The organism is Ruegeria sp. CDSA021 (assembly GCF_059612325.1).
In genome coordinates, this window is sequence record NZ_JBXWQJ010000011.1 from 99,147 (window position 1) to 114,588 (window position 15,442).

Consider the following 15,442-nt stretch of genomic DNA (forward strand, 5'->3'; position numbering starts at 1 on the left):
AAGTTGTCATCCCCTTTTGAGACTTCGCGCTAAGTTGCAAGCAACTCCTCACGCGAAAGCGCAAAGCCGGACGCGATCCAGCGGTTTTCAAGCTCTGCCAGCTTTTTGCCCAGCGCCGGCCCGGTAAAGCTGGGAATCAGGTCCTTGGCCTGTATCGGGAAGCGGGCCGTTGCCCCTGCATGCAAGTCACGCCTTAGGTCTTCGGACCATGATCGTTCCAGAAAGGCGCAGCGCAAGAGGGTCTCGTGCAAGCCACCTTCGTCGCCATAGCGGTACCCAAGCTCTGCCACACTGGTTGTGGCCTGCGCCTCGTCACGCATTCGGGTCAGGCGTTGCAGCTGCGCACGGCTTAACCGCAATGTCGCTGCATCCTCGGGCGAGGTGATGGCTGCCAGACGCCGCACCGGATCGGGATCGGCACCCGCCGCCTGTTCCAGCGCAATCAAAGGTGCCAAAGACCGATCGTCCGCACCCGGCAACAACCGGGTCAAAACGCCTGTGCTGCGCATCGTTGCAACGGCGGGGGCTGGATCAGGCGCACCCAGAAGCTTCAGCAATTCTGCCCCGACCCGTTCGCGCGACAGCGATTCCAACCCTTCAAGGTTGGCACTGATGGCCGCCAGCGCATCGGGATCAAAACCGGCGTCAGGATCACCATACCAGGCGTGAAAGCGGAAATAACGAAGTGAGCGAAGATAGTCTTCGCGGATCCGATTTTCGGCCGTTCCGATAAACCGCACTGACCGAGCTTTAAGGTCAGGAAGGCCACCAAGTGGGTCTAACACAGCCCCATTGGGCAGTGCGTAAAGCGCGTTCATGGTAAAATCGCGCCGCGCAGCGTCTTCTTCAACGTGTTTGGAAAAGGCGACGACTGCTCGCCGACCGTCGGTTTCCACGTCACGTCGGAAGGTCGTGATCTCGTGCGGGATACCTGCGCTGACCACCGTGATCGTACCGTGGTCTATACCGGTTGGAATAGCTTTGAGCCCCGCAGCTTGTGCCATCTGAACCACCTGCTCTGGTCGGGCATCGGTGGCAATATCGATGTCCGAGACAGGAGCGCCCAGAAGTGCGTTGCGCACACAGCCACCCACAAAAAGCGCCTGTGCGCCGGATGAGGTCAGGGCTGCGCATACCTGTTGGGTCGCTGGTTCACTGACCCAAGGCTCATTAATCTGCATCATTCATTCACCCGTGCTGCAAGCCCGCGCAATATGCGGGCCGTCGCGCCCCATATGTAATAAGGGCCGTACGGAACTGCGTAGTATCTGCGTTTCTGGCCGCGCCAGCGACGCGACTCAACCAGATAATTCTCGGGATTCAAGAGATGAGCAAGAGGGGTCGAGAATACCTCGTCCACTTCGCCGGGTTCAGGCACAGGTTCGAATCTGTCACGCACGACTGCGACCACGGGTGTGACGTTGAAAGAGGTGACTGTTTCATGCATCGGCAGAAACCCCAGAACCTCTGGCAAATCAGGTGGCAGCCCGATCTCTTCCTGTGCTTCCCTTAAAGCCGCTGCCGTGACATCGGCATCCGATTCATCCTGTTTGCCTCCGGGAAAGGCGATTTGCCCCGGATGGTGCTTTAATGCAGAAGACCTTTTGGTCAGGATCACCCGAGGCGTATCACCGGCCAATGAGATGGCCACAAGAACACCTGCAGGGCGCAGCCGCCGCCCGGGTGGCAGAACGGTATCGGGGTTCAGGTCAAAATCGCTGGATCCGTGACCGGGGCGGCGCAAGGCCGCCCGGATCTGTTCAACCGGATCATGCACCTTCGCTGTCTTCAGCTTCAAAGCCCACTGTGGCCGGATCCAGCACGTAATGCGCGCCGCAGAACTGGCAATCAGCTGTGACCAGACCTTCGGGAGTTGTCATCTTTTCGATGTCCTTCGCCGAATAGATCGACAAGCTCTGACGCACCCGATCCTCGGAACAGGTACAGCCGAATTGAACCGATTGCGCGTCATAAACACGCGGCTGTTCCTCGTGGAACAGGCGAACCAAAAGGTCGGTCGGCGCAACAGAGGGGCCGATCATTTCCAGATCCTCGACAGTATCCAGCAGGATATTGACGCGACCCCAGTTTTCACCTTCTTCACCGTCTACCAGATCGGTGGCGGTCAGGATTTCACCCGTACCTTCACCTGATGCTGCAAAGGGCGACGCTTTGGGCATGTGCTGCAACATGATGCCGCCTGCACGCCAATGCTCGCCCGCGCCGGGCTCGGTCGATTTGCCAAAGCTCAGCGAGAACCGCGTCGGCAACTGTTCGGATTGCGCGAAATACGCTTCGGCGCACGCACTCAGCGATCCGTCAGCCAGCGGCGTGATGCCCTGATACGGTTGCGTGCCTTCACCCTGGTCAATCATGATGGCGAAATACCCTTCGCCCACCTGATCAAAGGGTGCAGCATCGGTCAGACGGTCGTGGTCAAAACTGGCATAAGCGCGAATTTGGGCGGGCTGGCCCTCTTCCTGCGGCGCGTAATAGTCGGTCGCGATCATGCGGACCGCCCCTTTGGACTGCACTTGCAGCGACAGCTTCCAGCGCAGTGCAACGGTCTGGCCGATCAACGCGGTCAGCAAGGCCATTTCAGCCACCAGCGCTTCGACTTGCTGCGGATAATCGTGCTGCTTCAAGATGCCATCCAGCACGCCATCCAGACGGGCCACGCGGCCGCGCATGTCGGATGCATCAAGTTGAAAGGGCAGGACGGTGTCGTCCCACGCGATTTTTGTTCCAAGAGACATGGGGTTTCCTTACACGCCACGGGTTGGCATACCGGCACCATATAGGTCGTACAGATTGGGTTTTAAGGGGCCATACATGATCAGACGGTTTGGCGAAACCCCTCAGGCAGGGCAGAAATATACGCAAAGACCCGGAGTGTACGTGCTTTTGCCTCGTGGACGGTCTTTGCTGGTGACATGGTATGACGACGGCCTCAACCCAGAGCTGCAACTGCCGGGTGGAGGCATTGATCCGGGCGAATCGCCGATCACGGCACTGCATCGCGAGGTCTATGAAGAAACCGGGTGGCTAGTTGCCAACCCGCGCCGTGTCGGTGCCTTTCGCCGCTTTACCTATATGCCGGAATACGATCTGTGGGCGGAAAAGATCTGCATGATCTATCGCGCGCGCCCCGTCCGCCGCATGGGCCCGCCAGCCGAAGCGTTTCACGAAGCGCGATGGGTGGATGCGTCAGATGCGGTTGAAAAACTTGGAAATGGCGGTGACCGGCATTTTGCCAGAATGCATCTTTGGTCGCTCTAGGGGCCGTTATATTCGAAGAACACGGCCGAGACGTCATCTCCTATTCCCTCTTTGGGCGACATCACCTGTGTCAGACGCCAGAACATGTCATCCAGAAACTCGGACCCGCCATGTTCCGAAACGCAGTGTTGCGCCATCTCTTGCAAACCACCTTCGTCCAACAGGCCGCCGTCGGCCAGAGCGCATTCGGTAAAACCGTCTGAATACAACAATAGTTTGTCGCCAGGCTGCAGCTGAGTCTCGATTTGCTGAAAACTCGCACCTTCGATCAATCCGACGGGCAACCCTCCTTCACCCAGAAAACAGCTGCTGCTATCCCGTCGAAGCAGAAGGGGGTGTGGGTGCCCGGCTTGCACCATTTTCAGATGCCCGTTGCGCAAATCTACGATGGCGTAGACCATTGTGAAATATTCTTCGATCCCTTCATCCGCCATCAGACGGGAATTGAGCGTTCTCGCAACCTCCTCCGGCGGCAAAAGTGCGTAGAACTTGTTGAACCGCTGCTCCATCGCGACATTCTGATCAAAATGCTTGCTGGACAGATAGCTGCCCAACCGGGCCGTCATCATGGCCGAGGTGATCCCGTGGCCGGACACATCAATGCTATAAAACCCCAGCCGATTCACGCCAGGTGAGAACATACCGACAAGATCCCCACCAATGTGACCACAAGGTTTCAGTAACAGGCTGACTCGCGAGTTGCCAAATTCCCGCGTTAGTTCAGGCACCAGCGATTCCTGGATCTTGCGGGCCTGCATCAGGTCTTTATCGATCGCGTCATGCGCCAGTTTCAATTCTTCCAGTGCGGATTCAATCAGGCGGTTCTTTTGCGAAAGCTCGCGCTGCATGTCTAATATGCGCGCGCCGGCCGAAATGCGCGCGCGCAGCTCGTCCGCTTCCAAAGGTTTGATAAGAAAATCATCCGCCCCGGCGTCCAAACCACGCGCGACTTCTTGCTTTTCGCTTTTGGATGTCAACAGAATGAAATAGCTGTATTGGTCTGTATCCAGCGCGCGAAACGTGCAGCAGAACTCCAGACCGCTCATCCCCGGCATGACCCAGTCGCTGAGCACAAGATCGGGCGGGTCTGCCTGGCAAAGCTCCAACGCGGCCTCGCCGGTATCAGCCTCGACCACGTCAAACCCCCATTTCCTGAGCGAGGCCACCAGAATGCGACGCTGCAAACGGCTGTCATCCACAACCAGCACCTTGCGGATCGCGCCGAAGTCCAGATCGGATCTGGTGTCCTCAAGACTCGCCCCTGGTACCATTTACCCTCTGCTCTCATGAGATTGACCGGTCAGGGCGACCCTAGCGTCCGCAGGTTTAACATCCGGTGAAGACCCGACCCGCGTTCAAATGGTGCCATTAACCGGGTTTTTACCAGCCGTGGTTTACGCAGAACCTTGAAGGTTAAATGGCAGGTATTTCACCATGATCCGTTGGGACAGAGTCATGCAATTGCGGGACGAAGTTGGCCCAGATGAATTTGACGAGGTGGTCGAGATTTTTCTGGAAGAGGTGCAGGAGGTCATCGCGCGCCTGCATCGCGACATCGACCGGGTTGAGCTGGAACAAAACCTGCATTTCCTGAAAGGCAGCGCGCTCAGCCTTGGGTTCGATCAGTTTTCGAAACTCTGCCAGGATGGCGAACGGCAGGCATCCGCAGGTCAGGGCGCAGACGTTGATCTGCCTGCCCTTCTGGCCGTTTTTGACAGCTCGAAACTCAAGTTCGAAGCGGAACTGCACCAGAAGCTGGGCTAGATCACGAACTGCGCCAGCGTTTCGTCTTCGGTAATATCAGTATAAGTAAACCCGGCCTCGTCCAGATGCGCAAACAGGCGCATGAAGTTTTCAGGCTTGCGGGTTTCGATCCCGATCAGGACCGAACCGAAATTGCGCGCTGACTTTTTCATGTACTCAAAGCGGGCAATGTCATCCTCGGGGCCAAGTATGCCCAGAAATTCTTTCAACGCACCCGGGCGCTGCGGCAGGCGCAGAATGAAGTACTTCTTCACCCCGGAATAGCGCTGCGCGCGCTCTTTGACCTCAGGCAGGCGTTCAAAGTCAAAGTTGCCACCGGACGTCACGCAGACCACCGTCTTGCCACGCACAAAGCTTTGGATATCGCCCACTGCTTCGACCGCCAGCGCGCCCGCGGGTTCCAAGACGATGCCTTCTACATTCAGCATCTCGATCATCGTGGTACAAATACGGTCTTCGGACAGGACCAGCACATCCGACAGGTGGCGTGATTTCAGTAGTTCGAACGGCTTCTCACCGATCCGCCCAACGGCGGCACCATCGACGAAAGTGTCTACATGATCCAGCGAAACAGGATGTCCTGCCGCCAATGCGGCACGCAGGCACGCGCCTCCAGCGGGTTCAACAAACAGACAATGGCTGCGATCCCCGAACCATGTGGCCACACCCGAGGACATGCCGCCACCGCCGACCGGCAACACGACGTGATCCGGCACACCGCCCAGTTGCTCTTCGATCTCGGCCGCCAGAGAAGCCTGCCCTTCAATCACATCCGCATCGTCAAACGGTGACAGGAAATGCCCCCCCTGCTGCGTGCACCAGGTTTGCGCGGCAGCTAGCGTGTCATCGAAATAGTCGCCGGTCAGGTGGATTTCGATATTCTCGCCGCCGAAGATACGGGTTTTCTGGATCTTCTGTTGCGGGGTTGTCACCGGCATGAAGATCACACCTTTCACGCCCAGATGCTTGCACATGAACGCCACGCCCTGCGCGTGATTTCCCGCACTGGCACAGACGAACAGGTCCTGCCCCTGTTGCTTGCGCATCGCATTGAACGCGCCGCGGATTTTATACGACCGCACCGGGCTCAGATCCTCGCGCTTAAGCCAGATATCGGCCCCATAGCGATCAGACAAATGGGCATTCCGCTGCAACGGCGTCGCCGGAAAGACAGAGCGCATCGCCTGTTCGGCGGCGCGGGCGCGGGTCATGAAATCAGTCATGTCGGTTTCACTGCCGCATCAGTGCGAGAAGGGCAAGGAATACATATGTGTACGGGGCTTAGGTGAGTTCCCGTTTTTCGATGAAGACGCCGTACATGGTGGTAAAGATACTGACGTTGATCATCGGAAGGATGAGCGTGCCGAAGAACACGGTCAGCAAAACGCCCAAAACCGGAATTAATGCCAACGCGGTGAAAGCCAGTTGCACCAAAACTTGGAACAGGAAGGCGACCACCAGCAGCACCAAGATTGCAGCGCCGACACCTGTTGTGTTGTTCCAAGCGTCTCTGAGCGGGATCGGATTCCCTATCGCTGCCGCCGGGAGAATAATGGAAAGGCGGTAGAAGCAAATGACCAGAAAAACCGTGTAAACAATCAGAAACACGATTGAAAACCCCGCGAGCCTTTCGCCCAGTACTGCAACGACCAAACCCATGGGGATATATGCGATCATCATCAAAATCCCTAACATCAGAACGCGACCGAAATAGGCAAGAATCCTGTCGAAACGGAATGTCGGAATAATTCCCGTGGGGTACTCTTCCAACAGGATGAAGCGGTGCCATGACACGGCAATCCAGAACATGGTGACGAATATTACCGCCAGCAGGACGCAGACAAAAATAAAGATCGACCCTGCAGTCACACCGGGAGGCAATTCGCCTGCATTTTCATCAAGCGCCTCAAGTGGAATACCAAGTGCCAGAAACACGCCCACAATTATGATTGTCGCAATCAGAGCTGGGCCAACCGTAATCTGCAGGACCTGCTTCAGGTTTCCGAACACCATCCGCACCGAATGCAAAAATATTTGCCATCCCAACATTTGAAACTGCCCCTTCAACCAAACATTGTTTAAATTGCGTATGTTTCACCCCAAATCCCGTTCTGCGTCAATCCTCACAACTTGCTCCCGGTCACAAAACCCGTTAGGGGCCAATCGTTCTACGCATAAAGGGAAGTCAGATGTCCGCGCCCAAGAAAGTTGTTCTGGCCTATTCCGGTGGCCTTGATACCTCAATCATCCTGAAATGGCTGCAGACCGAGTATGGTTGTGAAGTTGTGACCTTCACCGCCGATCTGGGTCAGGGTGAAGAATTGGAGCCCGCGCGCCAAAAAGCCGAGCTGCTGGGGATCAAGCCCGAGAACATCTATATCGAGGACATCCGTGAAGAATTCGTCCGCGATTTCGTCTTCCCGATGTTCCGCGCCAATGCCCAGTATGAGGGGTTGTACCTGCTGGGCACTTCGATCGCGCGCCCGTTGATCTCGAAACGTCTGGTTGAGATTGCCGAGGCCACCGGTGCCGATGCGGTAGCACACGGTGCGACCGGCAAGGGCAACGATCAGGTGCGCTTCGAACTGGCAGCCTATGCTCTGAACCCCGAGATCAAGGTGATCGCGCCCTGGCGCGAATGGGACCTGACCAGCCGTACCAAGCTGCTGGAATGGGCCGAAGCACACCAGATTCCGATTGCCAAAGACAAACGCGGCGAGGCTCCGTTCTCGGTTGACGCGAACCTTCTGCATACCTCGTCCGAAGGCAAGGTTCTGGAAGACCCTGCCGATATGGCACCCGACTATGTCTATCAGCGCACCGTTCACCCCGAGGATGCGCCGAACGAGCCTGAATTCATCGAAATCGGCTTCGAAAAAGGCGACGCGGTCAGCATCAATGGCGAGGCGATGAGCCCGGCCACCATCCTAACCAAGCTGAACGAATATGGCGGCAAGCACGGCATTGGCCGTCTGGACCTGGTCGAAGGCCGTTTCGTGGGCATGAAGTCGCGTGGCATCTATGAAACGCCCGGCGGCACCATCCTGTTGGAAGCGCATCGCGGGATCGAGTCCATCACCATGGACCGTGGCGCGATGCACCTGAAAGATCAGCTGATGCCGCAATATGCTGAGCTGATCTATAACGGCTTTTGGTATTCGCCCGAGCGTGAGATGCTGCAAGCTGCCATTGATAAATCGCAAGAGCACGTCACCGGCACCGTTCGTTTGAAACTGTACAAGGGTCTGGCCTCGACCGTGGGCCGCTGGTCAGATCACTCGCTGTACTCTGAGGCGCATGTGACGTTTGAGGAAGACGCCGGCGCGTATGATCAGACAGACGCGGCAGGTTTCATTCAGCTGAATGCGCTGCGTCTGAAACTGCTGGCCGCACGCGACAAGCGTTTGTCCAAGTGATTGACGAAGACGATAACGACGACGAACTCGATATGTTCATCGAGGCGCAGGACACGGTTTGGGCCGATGTCCTGCGTGAATTGGAGCAGGGGCAGAAAACCAGCCACTGGATGTGGTTTGTGTTTCCGCAACTGGCCGAGCTGGGTCAATCCCATATGGCTCAACTCTACGGGATCGAAGATCTGGATGAGGCCACGGCCTATCTGAACCACCCGGAACTGCGCCGTCGCCTGACCAAAGCAACGTCGCTTATGCTGTTGCACAAAGGGCGGGATGCCGCTGACATTCTGGGTGGGATTGACGCGAAAAAGCTTCGGTCGTCGATGACACTGTTTTCTTCCGTGGCAGATGCCCCGGCCGAGTTTCAGGCCGTTCTCGACACCTTTTATGGTGGTGAACCCTGCAATCGGACAGTTCAGAGCCTTGGCACTTCGTAATCGGAAGTTCCCGTTGGGTCAGCCTTGCCTGCGCGCCGGCTGACCCTTTACGCATTCGGAAACTGCGAAAGGAACCCGGATGCTTCAAGACATCGCTGACGGAATTCAAAAGGGCCTGAACGGCAAAACCTTTGATGGATCGTTGAAATTCGATTGTGGCGAGGACGGGGTGATTGTTCTGGCTGACAGTCAGGCCACGACGCAGGATCAGGAAACGGATTGCACCATCCGCATCTCACAGGACAACCTGACCAAGCTACTGACTGGAAAGCTGAACCCGATGACAGGTGTTGCTATGGGTAAGCTCAAAATCTCGGGCAATATGGGCGTCGCAATGAAGCTGGGGCAGCTGCTGGGCTAAGCTCAGCGGAACTCCGCAATAGATTTCTGCATCGCCAGGATCAATGCGTCCCGCTGCCCAGACAGCTCGGCTGGCGTTTTCCCTGCGGCCCCAGCGATCACACCGTCTGCAAGCTGCTGAGCGACCTCATCGGTCAAATAGACCTGACCTAAATCGTCCCACCATCCATTGAACGTATCGGAGAAATGGTCGCAAAACGCCCTGAGCCCACCTTCCCCGGCACCGAGATTGAACAACATGGTTGGCCCCATCGCCGCCCATCTGACGCCCGGTCCGGCCCAGACGGCCTTGTCCACATCCTCGACCGATGCAACGCCCGATACCACTAGATGGATAGCTTCGCGCCACAGCGCAGCTTGCAGCCGGTTTGCAACATGGCCAGGCACCTCTTTGTTGACCCGGATCGTGGTCTTGCCCACGCTTTGATAAAACGCCTGCGCTGCATCAACGACGCCGTTGGCTGTTTTTTCATTTCCCATCACCTCGACCAGCGGGATCAGGTGTGGCGGGTTGAACGGATGTCCCAATACAAAGCGTGACGGGTCAGACCAGCCCGGCTGCATTTGTCCCAATGTTAAACCCGACGCAGAGCTGGCGACAATTGCGCTCTTTGACAGAGCGGATTCGATCTCGGCAAAGGTTGCATGTTTGATCTGCAGACGCTCGGGCACATTTTCCTGAACAAACCCTGCACCGGCCACCGCAGCAGCAGGGCTGGAATGAAACATAATCTCGTCCGGATTTCCGTTATCCGTCAGACCCAGCGCATCCAGCGTCGGCCATGCGTCCTCGATGTATTGGCGTACTTTCTGTTCGACTTTTGGGTCAGGATCAAAGAGGGCAACGGAACGCCCGGACGCCAGAAAAAGCGCTGCCCAACTGGCACCAATGACGCCTCCGCCCAGGCAGGCCGTGTGTTGTATTTTCATTAGAACAATCCTGGGTTCAAAGGTGAGGCGGCCGTCATACCACCGTCCACCGTGAAGAGTTGACCTGTCGCAAAGCTTGCCTCATTCGACGCCAGCCAGACGGCCATACTCGCAATATCCTCGGGCTTGCCAAAGCGGCGCGTGGCATGGCGGGCGATCGCATCCCGGCGCGCGGCGTCGGGATCATTGGCCAACTCAAACGCGGCGTCCAACATTCCTGTTTCGATCCAACCGGGACAAATCGCGTTGCAGCGGATTTTTGGCCCGTGATCAACCGCAATAGAACGGGTCAAACCATGCACAAAGGCCTTGGAGGCGTTGTACAGCGCCATGGATGGATCGGCGAATTGCCCAGAAATAGAGCCTATATTGATGATTGAAGCGCCCTTATCCATCCTTGGGATATAGAACCGGCACATGTTGAAAACGCCCCGGCAATTGGTGCCGATCACTGCGTCCCAATCTGCGTCCGAACTGTCAGGGACAGTCTTTTCGACCTGAACGCCTGCATTGTTCACAAGAATGTCGGTGCCGTTTGTTGTTGCGGCCAACGCTTTGACCGCATCCGGGTCCGTAACATCCAGCGGATACCAGATGATGTCGTCAGCCAGCCCATCGGGCCGCGCCCCGCGCCCGCACGTCGTCACTGTCGCGCCTTCACTGCAAAAGGCCTCGACAATCCCGCGACCAAGGCCTTGCCGTCCACCTGTCACCAGCGCTCTTTTCCCAGTCAACCGCATCAATATACCTTCCCTCGGCACCCGTCGCCAAAACGCGTGTTTGTCTGCATATCTTCCCCCGTCAAAATGCGGTCTGGTCGTTGCCCTTCAAGCCTAACCGTTGGCGGGCCTCATCCGGAGTTGCGACCGTCAGGCCAAGGTTTTCGATGATTGAGCGAATCTTGCGGACCTGATCAGCGTTGGATTTCGCCTTTTCACCGGGCCCGATGTAAAGGCTGTCTTCCAGCCCAACCCGCACGTTGCCGCCAAGAATTGCGGCCTGAGTGGTAAAGGCCATCTGGTGGCGACCGGCGGCCAGAACCGACCATTCATAGCTGTCGCCGAACAGCTTTTCAGCAATCGAATGCATGTGCATCAGGTTATCGAGGTCGGCCCCCACGCCGCCCAGAATTCCAAAAGCCATCTGGATGAAAAACGGCGGCTTTACCCAACCCTGGTCGACGACCCAGGCCAGGTTGTAGAGATGCCCCAGATCGTAGCATTCAAACTCGAACTTCGTGCCGTGGCCTTCACCCAGTTCCTTCATCGCATATTCGATATCAGCGAATGTATTGCGGAAGATGAAGTCGCGGGTCATATCCAGAAACTCGGGCTCCCAGTCATGTTTCCAGCCCGAGTATTTCTGCATCATCGGGAAAATGCCGAAATTCATCGATCCCATATTCATGCTGGCCATTTCGGGGCTGGCACGCAGCGCCGCGCGCAGGCGTTCTTCGCGCGTCATGCCCAGCCCGCCTCCGGTTGAGACATTCATGACAGCACCCGTCGCCTGTTTTATGCGGGGAAGGAATTGCATAAAGAGGTCCGGATCCGGGTCGGGGCGACCGTTTTCGGGGTTGCGGGCATGCAAGTGAATGATCGATGCCCCAGCCTCGACCGCACCGATGCTGGCCTCGGTAATCTCACTCGGTGTGATAGGAAGATGTTCAGACATGGTGGGCGTGTGAATCCCGCCAGTCGGAGCACAGGTGATGATGACCGGTTTGCTCATAGCTTCATCTGCTGAACTTGCGCGCTCAGCCCTCCGTCCAGAACCCAAAGCTGACCGCTGGCATAGCGCGCCTCGTCCGAAGCCAGCCAGTTCACCAGATTGGCAATATCGTCAGGCGTTCCATATGTGCGCATCGGATGCACGTCACGCACGGCCTGTTGCAGTTGATCGATGGTCTTACCGCCTCCGCCAGAACCATCGCCGGTAAAAAAGCTCTGCAACATGGGCGTGTCGACATAGCCGGGGCATATGGCATTCACGCGAATACCTTCCGGCCCGTGATCACACGCCATCGCACGGGTCAGGGCATGAACCGCACCCTTGGTTGCGCAATAGGCGGCAAGGCCGGGATCAGCAATGAACCCGTCATAGCTGCCAAAATTAATGATTGAGGCTGATGCTCCCGACGCAGCCCCTTTGCGCAAAAGTGGCAACGCGTGTTTTGAAGTTAAAAATGTGCCAGTGACATTCACCGCAAAGGACAGGTTCCATTCTTCCAGCGTGGTTTGTTCAATGGTCTTTTCAATCTCGATGCCAGCGGCGTTGACCAAAATGTCCAATTGGCCGGCCTCGGCCCCAACCTGTTCCATCGCCGCAATTGCGTCAGCTTCCTGCGTGACGTCCAGTTTCACAAAGATGCTGCCGTCGTCGTTATGGACCGTCAGAGATCCCTCGGGCGTCAGATCAGCTGCATAGACCCGCGCACCCTCGCGCAGGAAACGCGCCGCGATCGCGCGCCCGATCCCGCCGCGCCCACCGGTCACAAGGGCTGTTTTTCCTTCCAGCATCATTCTTTGGTCTCCTTCAAAGGCGGATAGCGATAGCGGGTCGCAGCGACTGTCCAATCCATATGGTTGCGCACGTATTCCTGAGCGGCATCTCGTGGCGGGCTGTAGTCCCAGGCCTCACCGGCACCCGCCTCCATCGCAGCGTGAAGGGCGCGACGGGACCTTTGTGTCGAGATCACGTCCGCGCGCAGGCTTTCGCTGCTCCAACGTCGTGCAACTTCTTCAGCAAACTGTGCGGACTGTTCAGCGTAGGCCGGGTCGCCAACACGATTCACTTTCTCCAGCGGGTCTTTTGATAGATCGTAAAGTTGTGGAGGGTCCGGGTCGCAGTGAATGTATTTCAGGGGGCCGCGCCGGATCATGAACACCGGATATTGCGTCATCTCGGCGCAATACTCTCCGATGGCTTCATCCACTGGGTCGGTTTCTCTGCGCGCAAGAGGCATTAGGGATCGACCGTCAATCGGTTCGCCGTAGATCGCATCAGAGCCTCCGGCGATGTCCACAAATGTCGGCAACAGATCAAGCAAGGAACAGGCGTTGGAAGCGCAACCTTTGGCTACGCCCGGGCCTGCCAGGATCAACGGAACACGGGCTGAGTGCTCGAAGAAGTTCATCTTGTACCAAAGACCTCGCTCACCCAGCATATCGCCGTGGTCTGCGGTGACGATGACGATGGTGTTGTCCAATTCTCCAATATCTTCCAGCGCCTTCACCATCGCGCCAACCTTGCTGTCGAAAAAGCTGACGTTTGCCAGATAGGCACGTCGCGCTCGTCGGATTTCTTCTTCGGCCAAAGGGACATAGCTCGCCTCAATCCCATCCATGACGCGGCGCGAGAACGGGTCTTGTTTCTCAGGCGTCAGAGTGAACTCCGGCATCGGAACGTCTGCGTCGGAATACAGGTTCCACCATTCCGGTTTGGCCACATAAGGATCATGCGGATGGATAAAGCTGGCCACCATGCAGAACGGAGCTTCCTCCCCAGCCGCCCGGTCTCGGCCCCTGTCGATCAACCAGCGGCGCGCCGCAAACTCGACCTCGTCGTCATAGTCTGTCTGGAAGGTGGCGACCGCCTCGCCACTTTCCTTAACCGTTTGCATATTGTGATACCACTTGTCGATCCGCTCGTCCGGGGCTTCCCAATCCGGGGTCCAGGCGAAATCGGCGGGGTAAATGTCGGTGGTCACACGGTCTTGAAACCCGTGTTTCTGGTCCGGTCCAACAAAGTGCATTTTGCCCGACAGGCAGGTGCGATAGCCCAGCGATTTGAGGTAATGCGCAAAGGTCGGGACCGAGGCGCGAAACTCGCTGGCATTGTCATAGGCCGCGATCCGGCTGATTAACTGCCCGGACATGAACGCAAACCGTGAAGGTGCGCAGAGGGGCGAGTTGCAATAGGCCGCATCAAATCGCATCCCGCGCGCAGCAAGTGCGTCGATATGAGGGGTCTTGACCGTTGGATGGCCGTAAGCGCCGCAAAAATGCGGCGCCAGTTGATCGGCCATGATCACAACGATGTTGGGTCGTGTCACGGTGCGGCCTTTGCGTAGGCGTCCAGAACAAGCCCGTGGAAGTGATGTACCGCATGTTCCGATTTGCCCGATCCATTCGGGTCATGCACGATCCGGCCTTGCGTAAAGGCCGGGGTGCTCATCCCGCGTTGAACACTTTCAACAATGTCGATGTCTTCGCGTTGCAGAACCTCATCGAGGTAGCGGATGGCCTCCAGCTCGGCCTCGTCTGGTTCAGGGGTTTCGAGAAAGAAATCATAGGTCTCGAGCGTCCGGTCAGGACCAATCGGGATGATGTTCAGCACGATCATCGAAGACCGCCCCGGATAGCGCATCAGACATGTGGTGGGCCACAGCCACCAAACAGCATGGGTGCGCACAGAGGCGTTGGAAACGTCATAAGCCGTGTTGGCACCCTTACCCGCCTCGGCCATATGGCTGGAGTATATGCCGTATGTGGTCACCTTGTAGGTGTCCATATCAACCAGATCGCAGAAGTCCTTGTGGGCGGTGGGGCAGTGGTAGCATTCAAGGAAGTTGTCGACGACATTCTTCCAATTCGACTTGATGTCATAGGTCAGGCGATGACCAAATGTCAGCTGCTCGATATCTGGTGCCCAGTGGCGGATTTCGGTTTTCAGATTTCCGGAAACGTCCCGTAAAGGTGCTGCATTAGAGTCTAGATTAACATAGATGAAGCCCGCAAATTCTTCGACTTGCACCTGATCGAGGCAGATATCTGACGTATTGAAGTTGGCCAGATCCTCGGTCTCTGGCGCGCGTACCAGTTGGCCGTCCAGTTTGTAGACCCAGGCGTGATATGGGCACATGATACGGGTGGTTTCGCCTTCGCCCGACAGCAGATGATGGGCTCGGTGTTTGCACACGTTGTAAAAAGCGCGAAGTACACCCTCGCGGTCGCGCACCACCGCAATTGGTCGCCCGGCAATTTCAACTGTCGTGTAAGAGCCCGGAGCGCGCAGCTTTTCGACATGACAGACCCATTGCCATGTCTTGGCCAGGATTTCATTTTGATCGACCTGATACCAGGCCGGGTCAACATAGGCTTCGGCCTTCAGGGAACTGGTGTTGAAAGGATCGGTGCTAAAACCATCAGAAATCCGTTTGAACTGGGTTTTGGACGGCAGCTGGTTCATGGGTGGCTCCACAGCTCAGGGGCAGCTCTGCCCCAATGATTGACGTGTGACGCGTATGATCTTCTG

17 protein-coding genes are annotated in these 15,442 nt (G+C 56.9%); 5 read left to right on the plus strand and 12 right to left on the minus strand.

From position 1 onward, the window contains the following. Positions 1-29 precede the first annotated feature (29 nt). From AC2FLD_RS15340 to hslO, 3 genes are read right to left on the minus strand one after another with little or no spacing between them, the layout of a single operon-like run. Positions 30-1,184 (minus strand): CCA tRNA nucleotidyltransferase, encoded by a 1,155-nt coding sequence (locus AC2FLD_RS15340; protein WP_496670198.1) that lies wholly within the window; start codon positions 1,182-1,184, stop codon positions 30-32. After that, positions 1,181-1,798, minus strand: a complete 618-nt coding sequence (locus tag AC2FLD_RS15345) for a CoA pyrophosphatase (protein WP_496670199.1) — start codon at positions 1,796-1,798, stop codon at positions 1,181-1,183. The genes AC2FLD_RS15340 and AC2FLD_RS15345 overlap by 4 nt, the downstream gene beginning before the upstream one ends. Beyond that, entirely contained in the window at positions 1,770-2,756 is a 987-nt protein-coding gene (gene hslO / locus AC2FLD_RS15350) for an Hsp33 family molecular chaperone HslO (RefSeq protein ID WP_496670200.1), read from the minus strand. Before hslO ends, AC2FLD_RS15345 begins: the two co-directional genes overlap by 29 nt. Positions 2,757-2,832: 76 nt before the next feature. Here hslO and AC2FLD_RS15355 point away from each other — a divergent pair, with 76 nt between their 5' ends. Beyond that, complete coding sequence (locus AC2FLD_RS15355) at positions 2,833-3,279, plus strand: NUDIX hydrolase (RefSeq protein WP_496670201.1); 447 nt, start codon at positions 2,833-2,835, stop codon at positions 3,277-3,279. Here the strand turns inward: AC2FLD_RS15355 and AC2FLD_RS15360 are convergent. After that, positions 3,276-4,550, minus strand: coding sequence for a PP2C family protein-serine/threonine phosphatase (locus AC2FLD_RS15360; RefSeq protein ID WP_496670202.1), 1,275 nt, complete (start codon positions 4,548-4,550; stop codon positions 3,276-3,278). The two genes, AC2FLD_RS15355 and AC2FLD_RS15360, sit on opposite strands and share 4 nt — an antisense overlap. Before the next feature lie 163 nt (positions 4,551-4,713). Here AC2FLD_RS15360 and AC2FLD_RS15365 point away from each other — a divergent pair, with 163 nt between their 5' ends. Beyond that, on the plus strand, positions 4,714-5,043 hold the full coding sequence (locus AC2FLD_RS15365) for an Hpt domain-containing protein (RefSeq protein WP_496670203.1): 330 nt from the start codon (positions 4,714-4,716) through the stop codon (positions 5,041-5,043). Here AC2FLD_RS15365 and ilvA read toward each other — a convergent pair. Next, positions 5,040-6,266: a threonine ammonia-lyase IlvA gene (ilvA, locus tag AC2FLD_RS15370; protein WP_496670204.1), complete on the minus strand. Its 1,227-nt coding sequence runs from the start codon at positions 6,264-6,266 to the stop codon at positions 5,040-5,042. The genes AC2FLD_RS15365 and ilvA overlap by 4 nt on opposite strands. 58 nt (positions 6,267-6,324) lie before the next feature. Further along, complete coding sequence (locus AC2FLD_RS15375; RefSeq protein WP_496670205.1) at positions 6,325-7,092, minus strand: hypothetical protein; 768 nt, start codon at positions 7,090-7,092, stop codon at positions 6,325-6,327. A gap of 140 nt (positions 7,093-7,232) precedes the next feature. On the opposite strand from AC2FLD_RS15375, the gene AC2FLD_RS15380 reads away from it, so the two are divergent. From AC2FLD_RS15380 to AC2FLD_RS15390, 3 genes are all read left to right on the plus strand, one after another. Beyond that, entirely contained in the window at positions 7,233-8,459 is a 1,227-nt protein-coding gene (locus AC2FLD_RS15380; protein WP_050604626.1) for an argininosuccinate synthase, read from the plus strand. Between the two features lie 32 nt (positions 8,460-8,491). Continuing rightward, positions 8,492-8,896: a DUF1810 domain-containing protein gene (locus AC2FLD_RS15385; protein WP_496670285.1), complete on the plus strand. Its 405-nt coding sequence runs from the start codon at positions 8,492-8,494 to the stop codon at positions 8,894-8,896. Between the two features lie 79 nt (positions 8,897-8,975). After that, positions 8,976-9,257 (plus strand): SCP2 sterol-binding domain-containing protein, encoded by a 282-nt coding sequence (locus AC2FLD_RS15390; RefSeq protein ID WP_050604628.1) that lies wholly within the window; start codon positions 8,976-8,978, stop codon positions 9,255-9,257. Between the two features lie 2 nt (positions 9,258-9,259). Here AC2FLD_RS15390 and AC2FLD_RS15395 read toward each other — a convergent pair whose 3' ends face one another. From AC2FLD_RS15395 to AC2FLD_RS15420, 6 genes are all read right to left on the minus strand, one after another. Beyond that, positions 9,260-10,186, minus strand: coding sequence for a 3-hydroxyacyl-CoA dehydrogenase NAD-binding domain-containing protein (locus AC2FLD_RS15395; protein ID WP_496670206.1), 927 nt, complete (start codon positions 10,184-10,186; stop codon positions 9,260-9,262). Further along, entirely contained in the window at positions 10,186-10,926 is a 741-nt protein-coding gene (locus tag AC2FLD_RS15400; RefSeq protein WP_496670289.1) for an SDR family NAD(P)-dependent oxidoreductase, read from the minus strand. Before AC2FLD_RS15400 ends, AC2FLD_RS15395 begins: the two co-directional genes overlap by 1 nt. A gap of 61 nt (positions 10,927-10,987) precedes the next feature. Continuing rightward, positions 10,988-11,917, minus strand: a complete 930-nt coding sequence (kce, locus tag AC2FLD_RS15405; protein WP_496670207.1) for a 3,5-dioxohexanoate:acetyl-CoA acetone transferase — start codon at positions 11,915-11,917, stop codon at positions 10,988-10,990. Beyond that, positions 11,914-12,708: an SDR family NAD(P)-dependent oxidoreductase gene (locus AC2FLD_RS15410; RefSeq protein WP_496670208.1), complete on the minus strand. Its 795-nt coding sequence runs from the start codon at positions 12,706-12,708 to the stop codon at positions 11,914-11,916. Before AC2FLD_RS15410 ends, kce begins: the two co-directional genes overlap by 4 nt. Then, entirely contained in the window at positions 12,705-14,240 is a 1,536-nt protein-coding gene (betC, locus tag AC2FLD_RS15415; RefSeq protein WP_496670209.1) for a choline-sulfatase, read from the minus strand. Before betC ends, AC2FLD_RS15410 begins: the two co-directional genes overlap by 4 nt. Beyond that, the gene (locus AC2FLD_RS15420; protein WP_496670210.1) at positions 14,237-15,376 is read right to left on the minus strand and encodes an aromatic ring-hydroxylating oxygenase subunit alpha; all 1,140 of its coding nucleotides are present in this window, start codon (positions 15,374-15,376) and stop codon (positions 14,237-14,239) included. Before AC2FLD_RS15420 ends, betC begins: the two co-directional genes overlap by 4 nt. Positions 15,377-15,442 lie beyond the last annotated feature (66 nt).

Bases quoted from the DNA above. Each gene is read 5' to 3' on its own strand.
- AC2FLD_RS15340 (WP_496670198.1), bottom strand. From the start codon at position 1,184: ATGATGCAGATTAATGAGCCTTGGGTCAGTGAACCAGCGACCCAACAG.
- hslO (WP_496670200.1), bottom strand. From the start codon at position 2,756: ATGTCTCTTGGAACAAAAATCGCGTGGGACGACACCGTCCTGCCCTTT.
- AC2FLD_RS15355 (WP_496670201.1), top strand. From the start codon at position 2,833: ATGATCAGACGGTTTGGCGAAACCCCTCAGGCAGGGCAGAAATATACG.
- AC2FLD_RS15360 (WP_496670202.1), bottom strand. From the start codon at position 4,550: ATGGTACCAGGGGCGAGTCTTGAGGACACCAGATCCGATCTGGACTTC.
- AC2FLD_RS15365 (WP_496670203.1), top strand. From the start codon at position 4,714: ATGATCCGTTGGGACAGAGTCATGCAATTGCGGGACGAAGTTGGCCCA.
- ilvA (WP_496670204.1), bottom strand. From the start codon at position 6,266: ATGACTGATTTCATGACCCGCGCCCGCGCCGCCGAACAGGCGATGCGC.
- AC2FLD_RS15375 (WP_496670205.1), bottom strand. From the start codon at position 7,092: ATGTTGGGATGGCAAATATTTTTGCATTCGGTGCGGATGGTGTTCGGA.
- AC2FLD_RS15380 (WP_050604626.1), top strand. From the start codon at position 7,233: ATGTCCGCGCCCAAGAAAGTTGTTCTGGCCTATTCCGGTGGCCTTGAT.
- AC2FLD_RS15385 (WP_496670285.1), top strand. From the start codon at position 8,492: ATGTTCATCGAGGCGCAGGACACGGTTTGGGCCGATGTCCTGCGTGAA.
- AC2FLD_RS15390 (WP_050604628.1), top strand. From the start codon at position 8,976: ATGCTTCAAGACATCGCTGACGGAATTCAAAAGGGCCTGAACGGCAAA.
- AC2FLD_RS15395 (WP_496670206.1), bottom strand. From the start codon at position 10,186: ATGAAAATACAACACACGGCCTGCCTGGGCGGAGGCGTCATTGGTGCC.
- AC2FLD_RS15400 (WP_496670289.1), bottom strand. From the start codon at position 10,926: ATGCGGTTGACTGGGAAAAGAGCGCTGGTGACAGGTGGACGGCAAGGC.
- kce (WP_496670207.1), bottom strand. From the start codon at position 11,917: ATGAGCAAACCGGTCATCATCACCTGTGCTCCGACTGGCGGGATTCAC.
- AC2FLD_RS15410 (WP_496670208.1), bottom strand. From the start codon at position 12,708: ATGATGCTGGAAGGAAAAACAGCCCTTGTGACCGGTGGGCGCGGCGGG.
- AC2FLD_RS15420 (WP_496670210.1), bottom strand. From the start codon at position 15,376: ATGAACCAGCTGCCGTCCAAAACCCAGTTCAAACGGATTTCTGATGGT.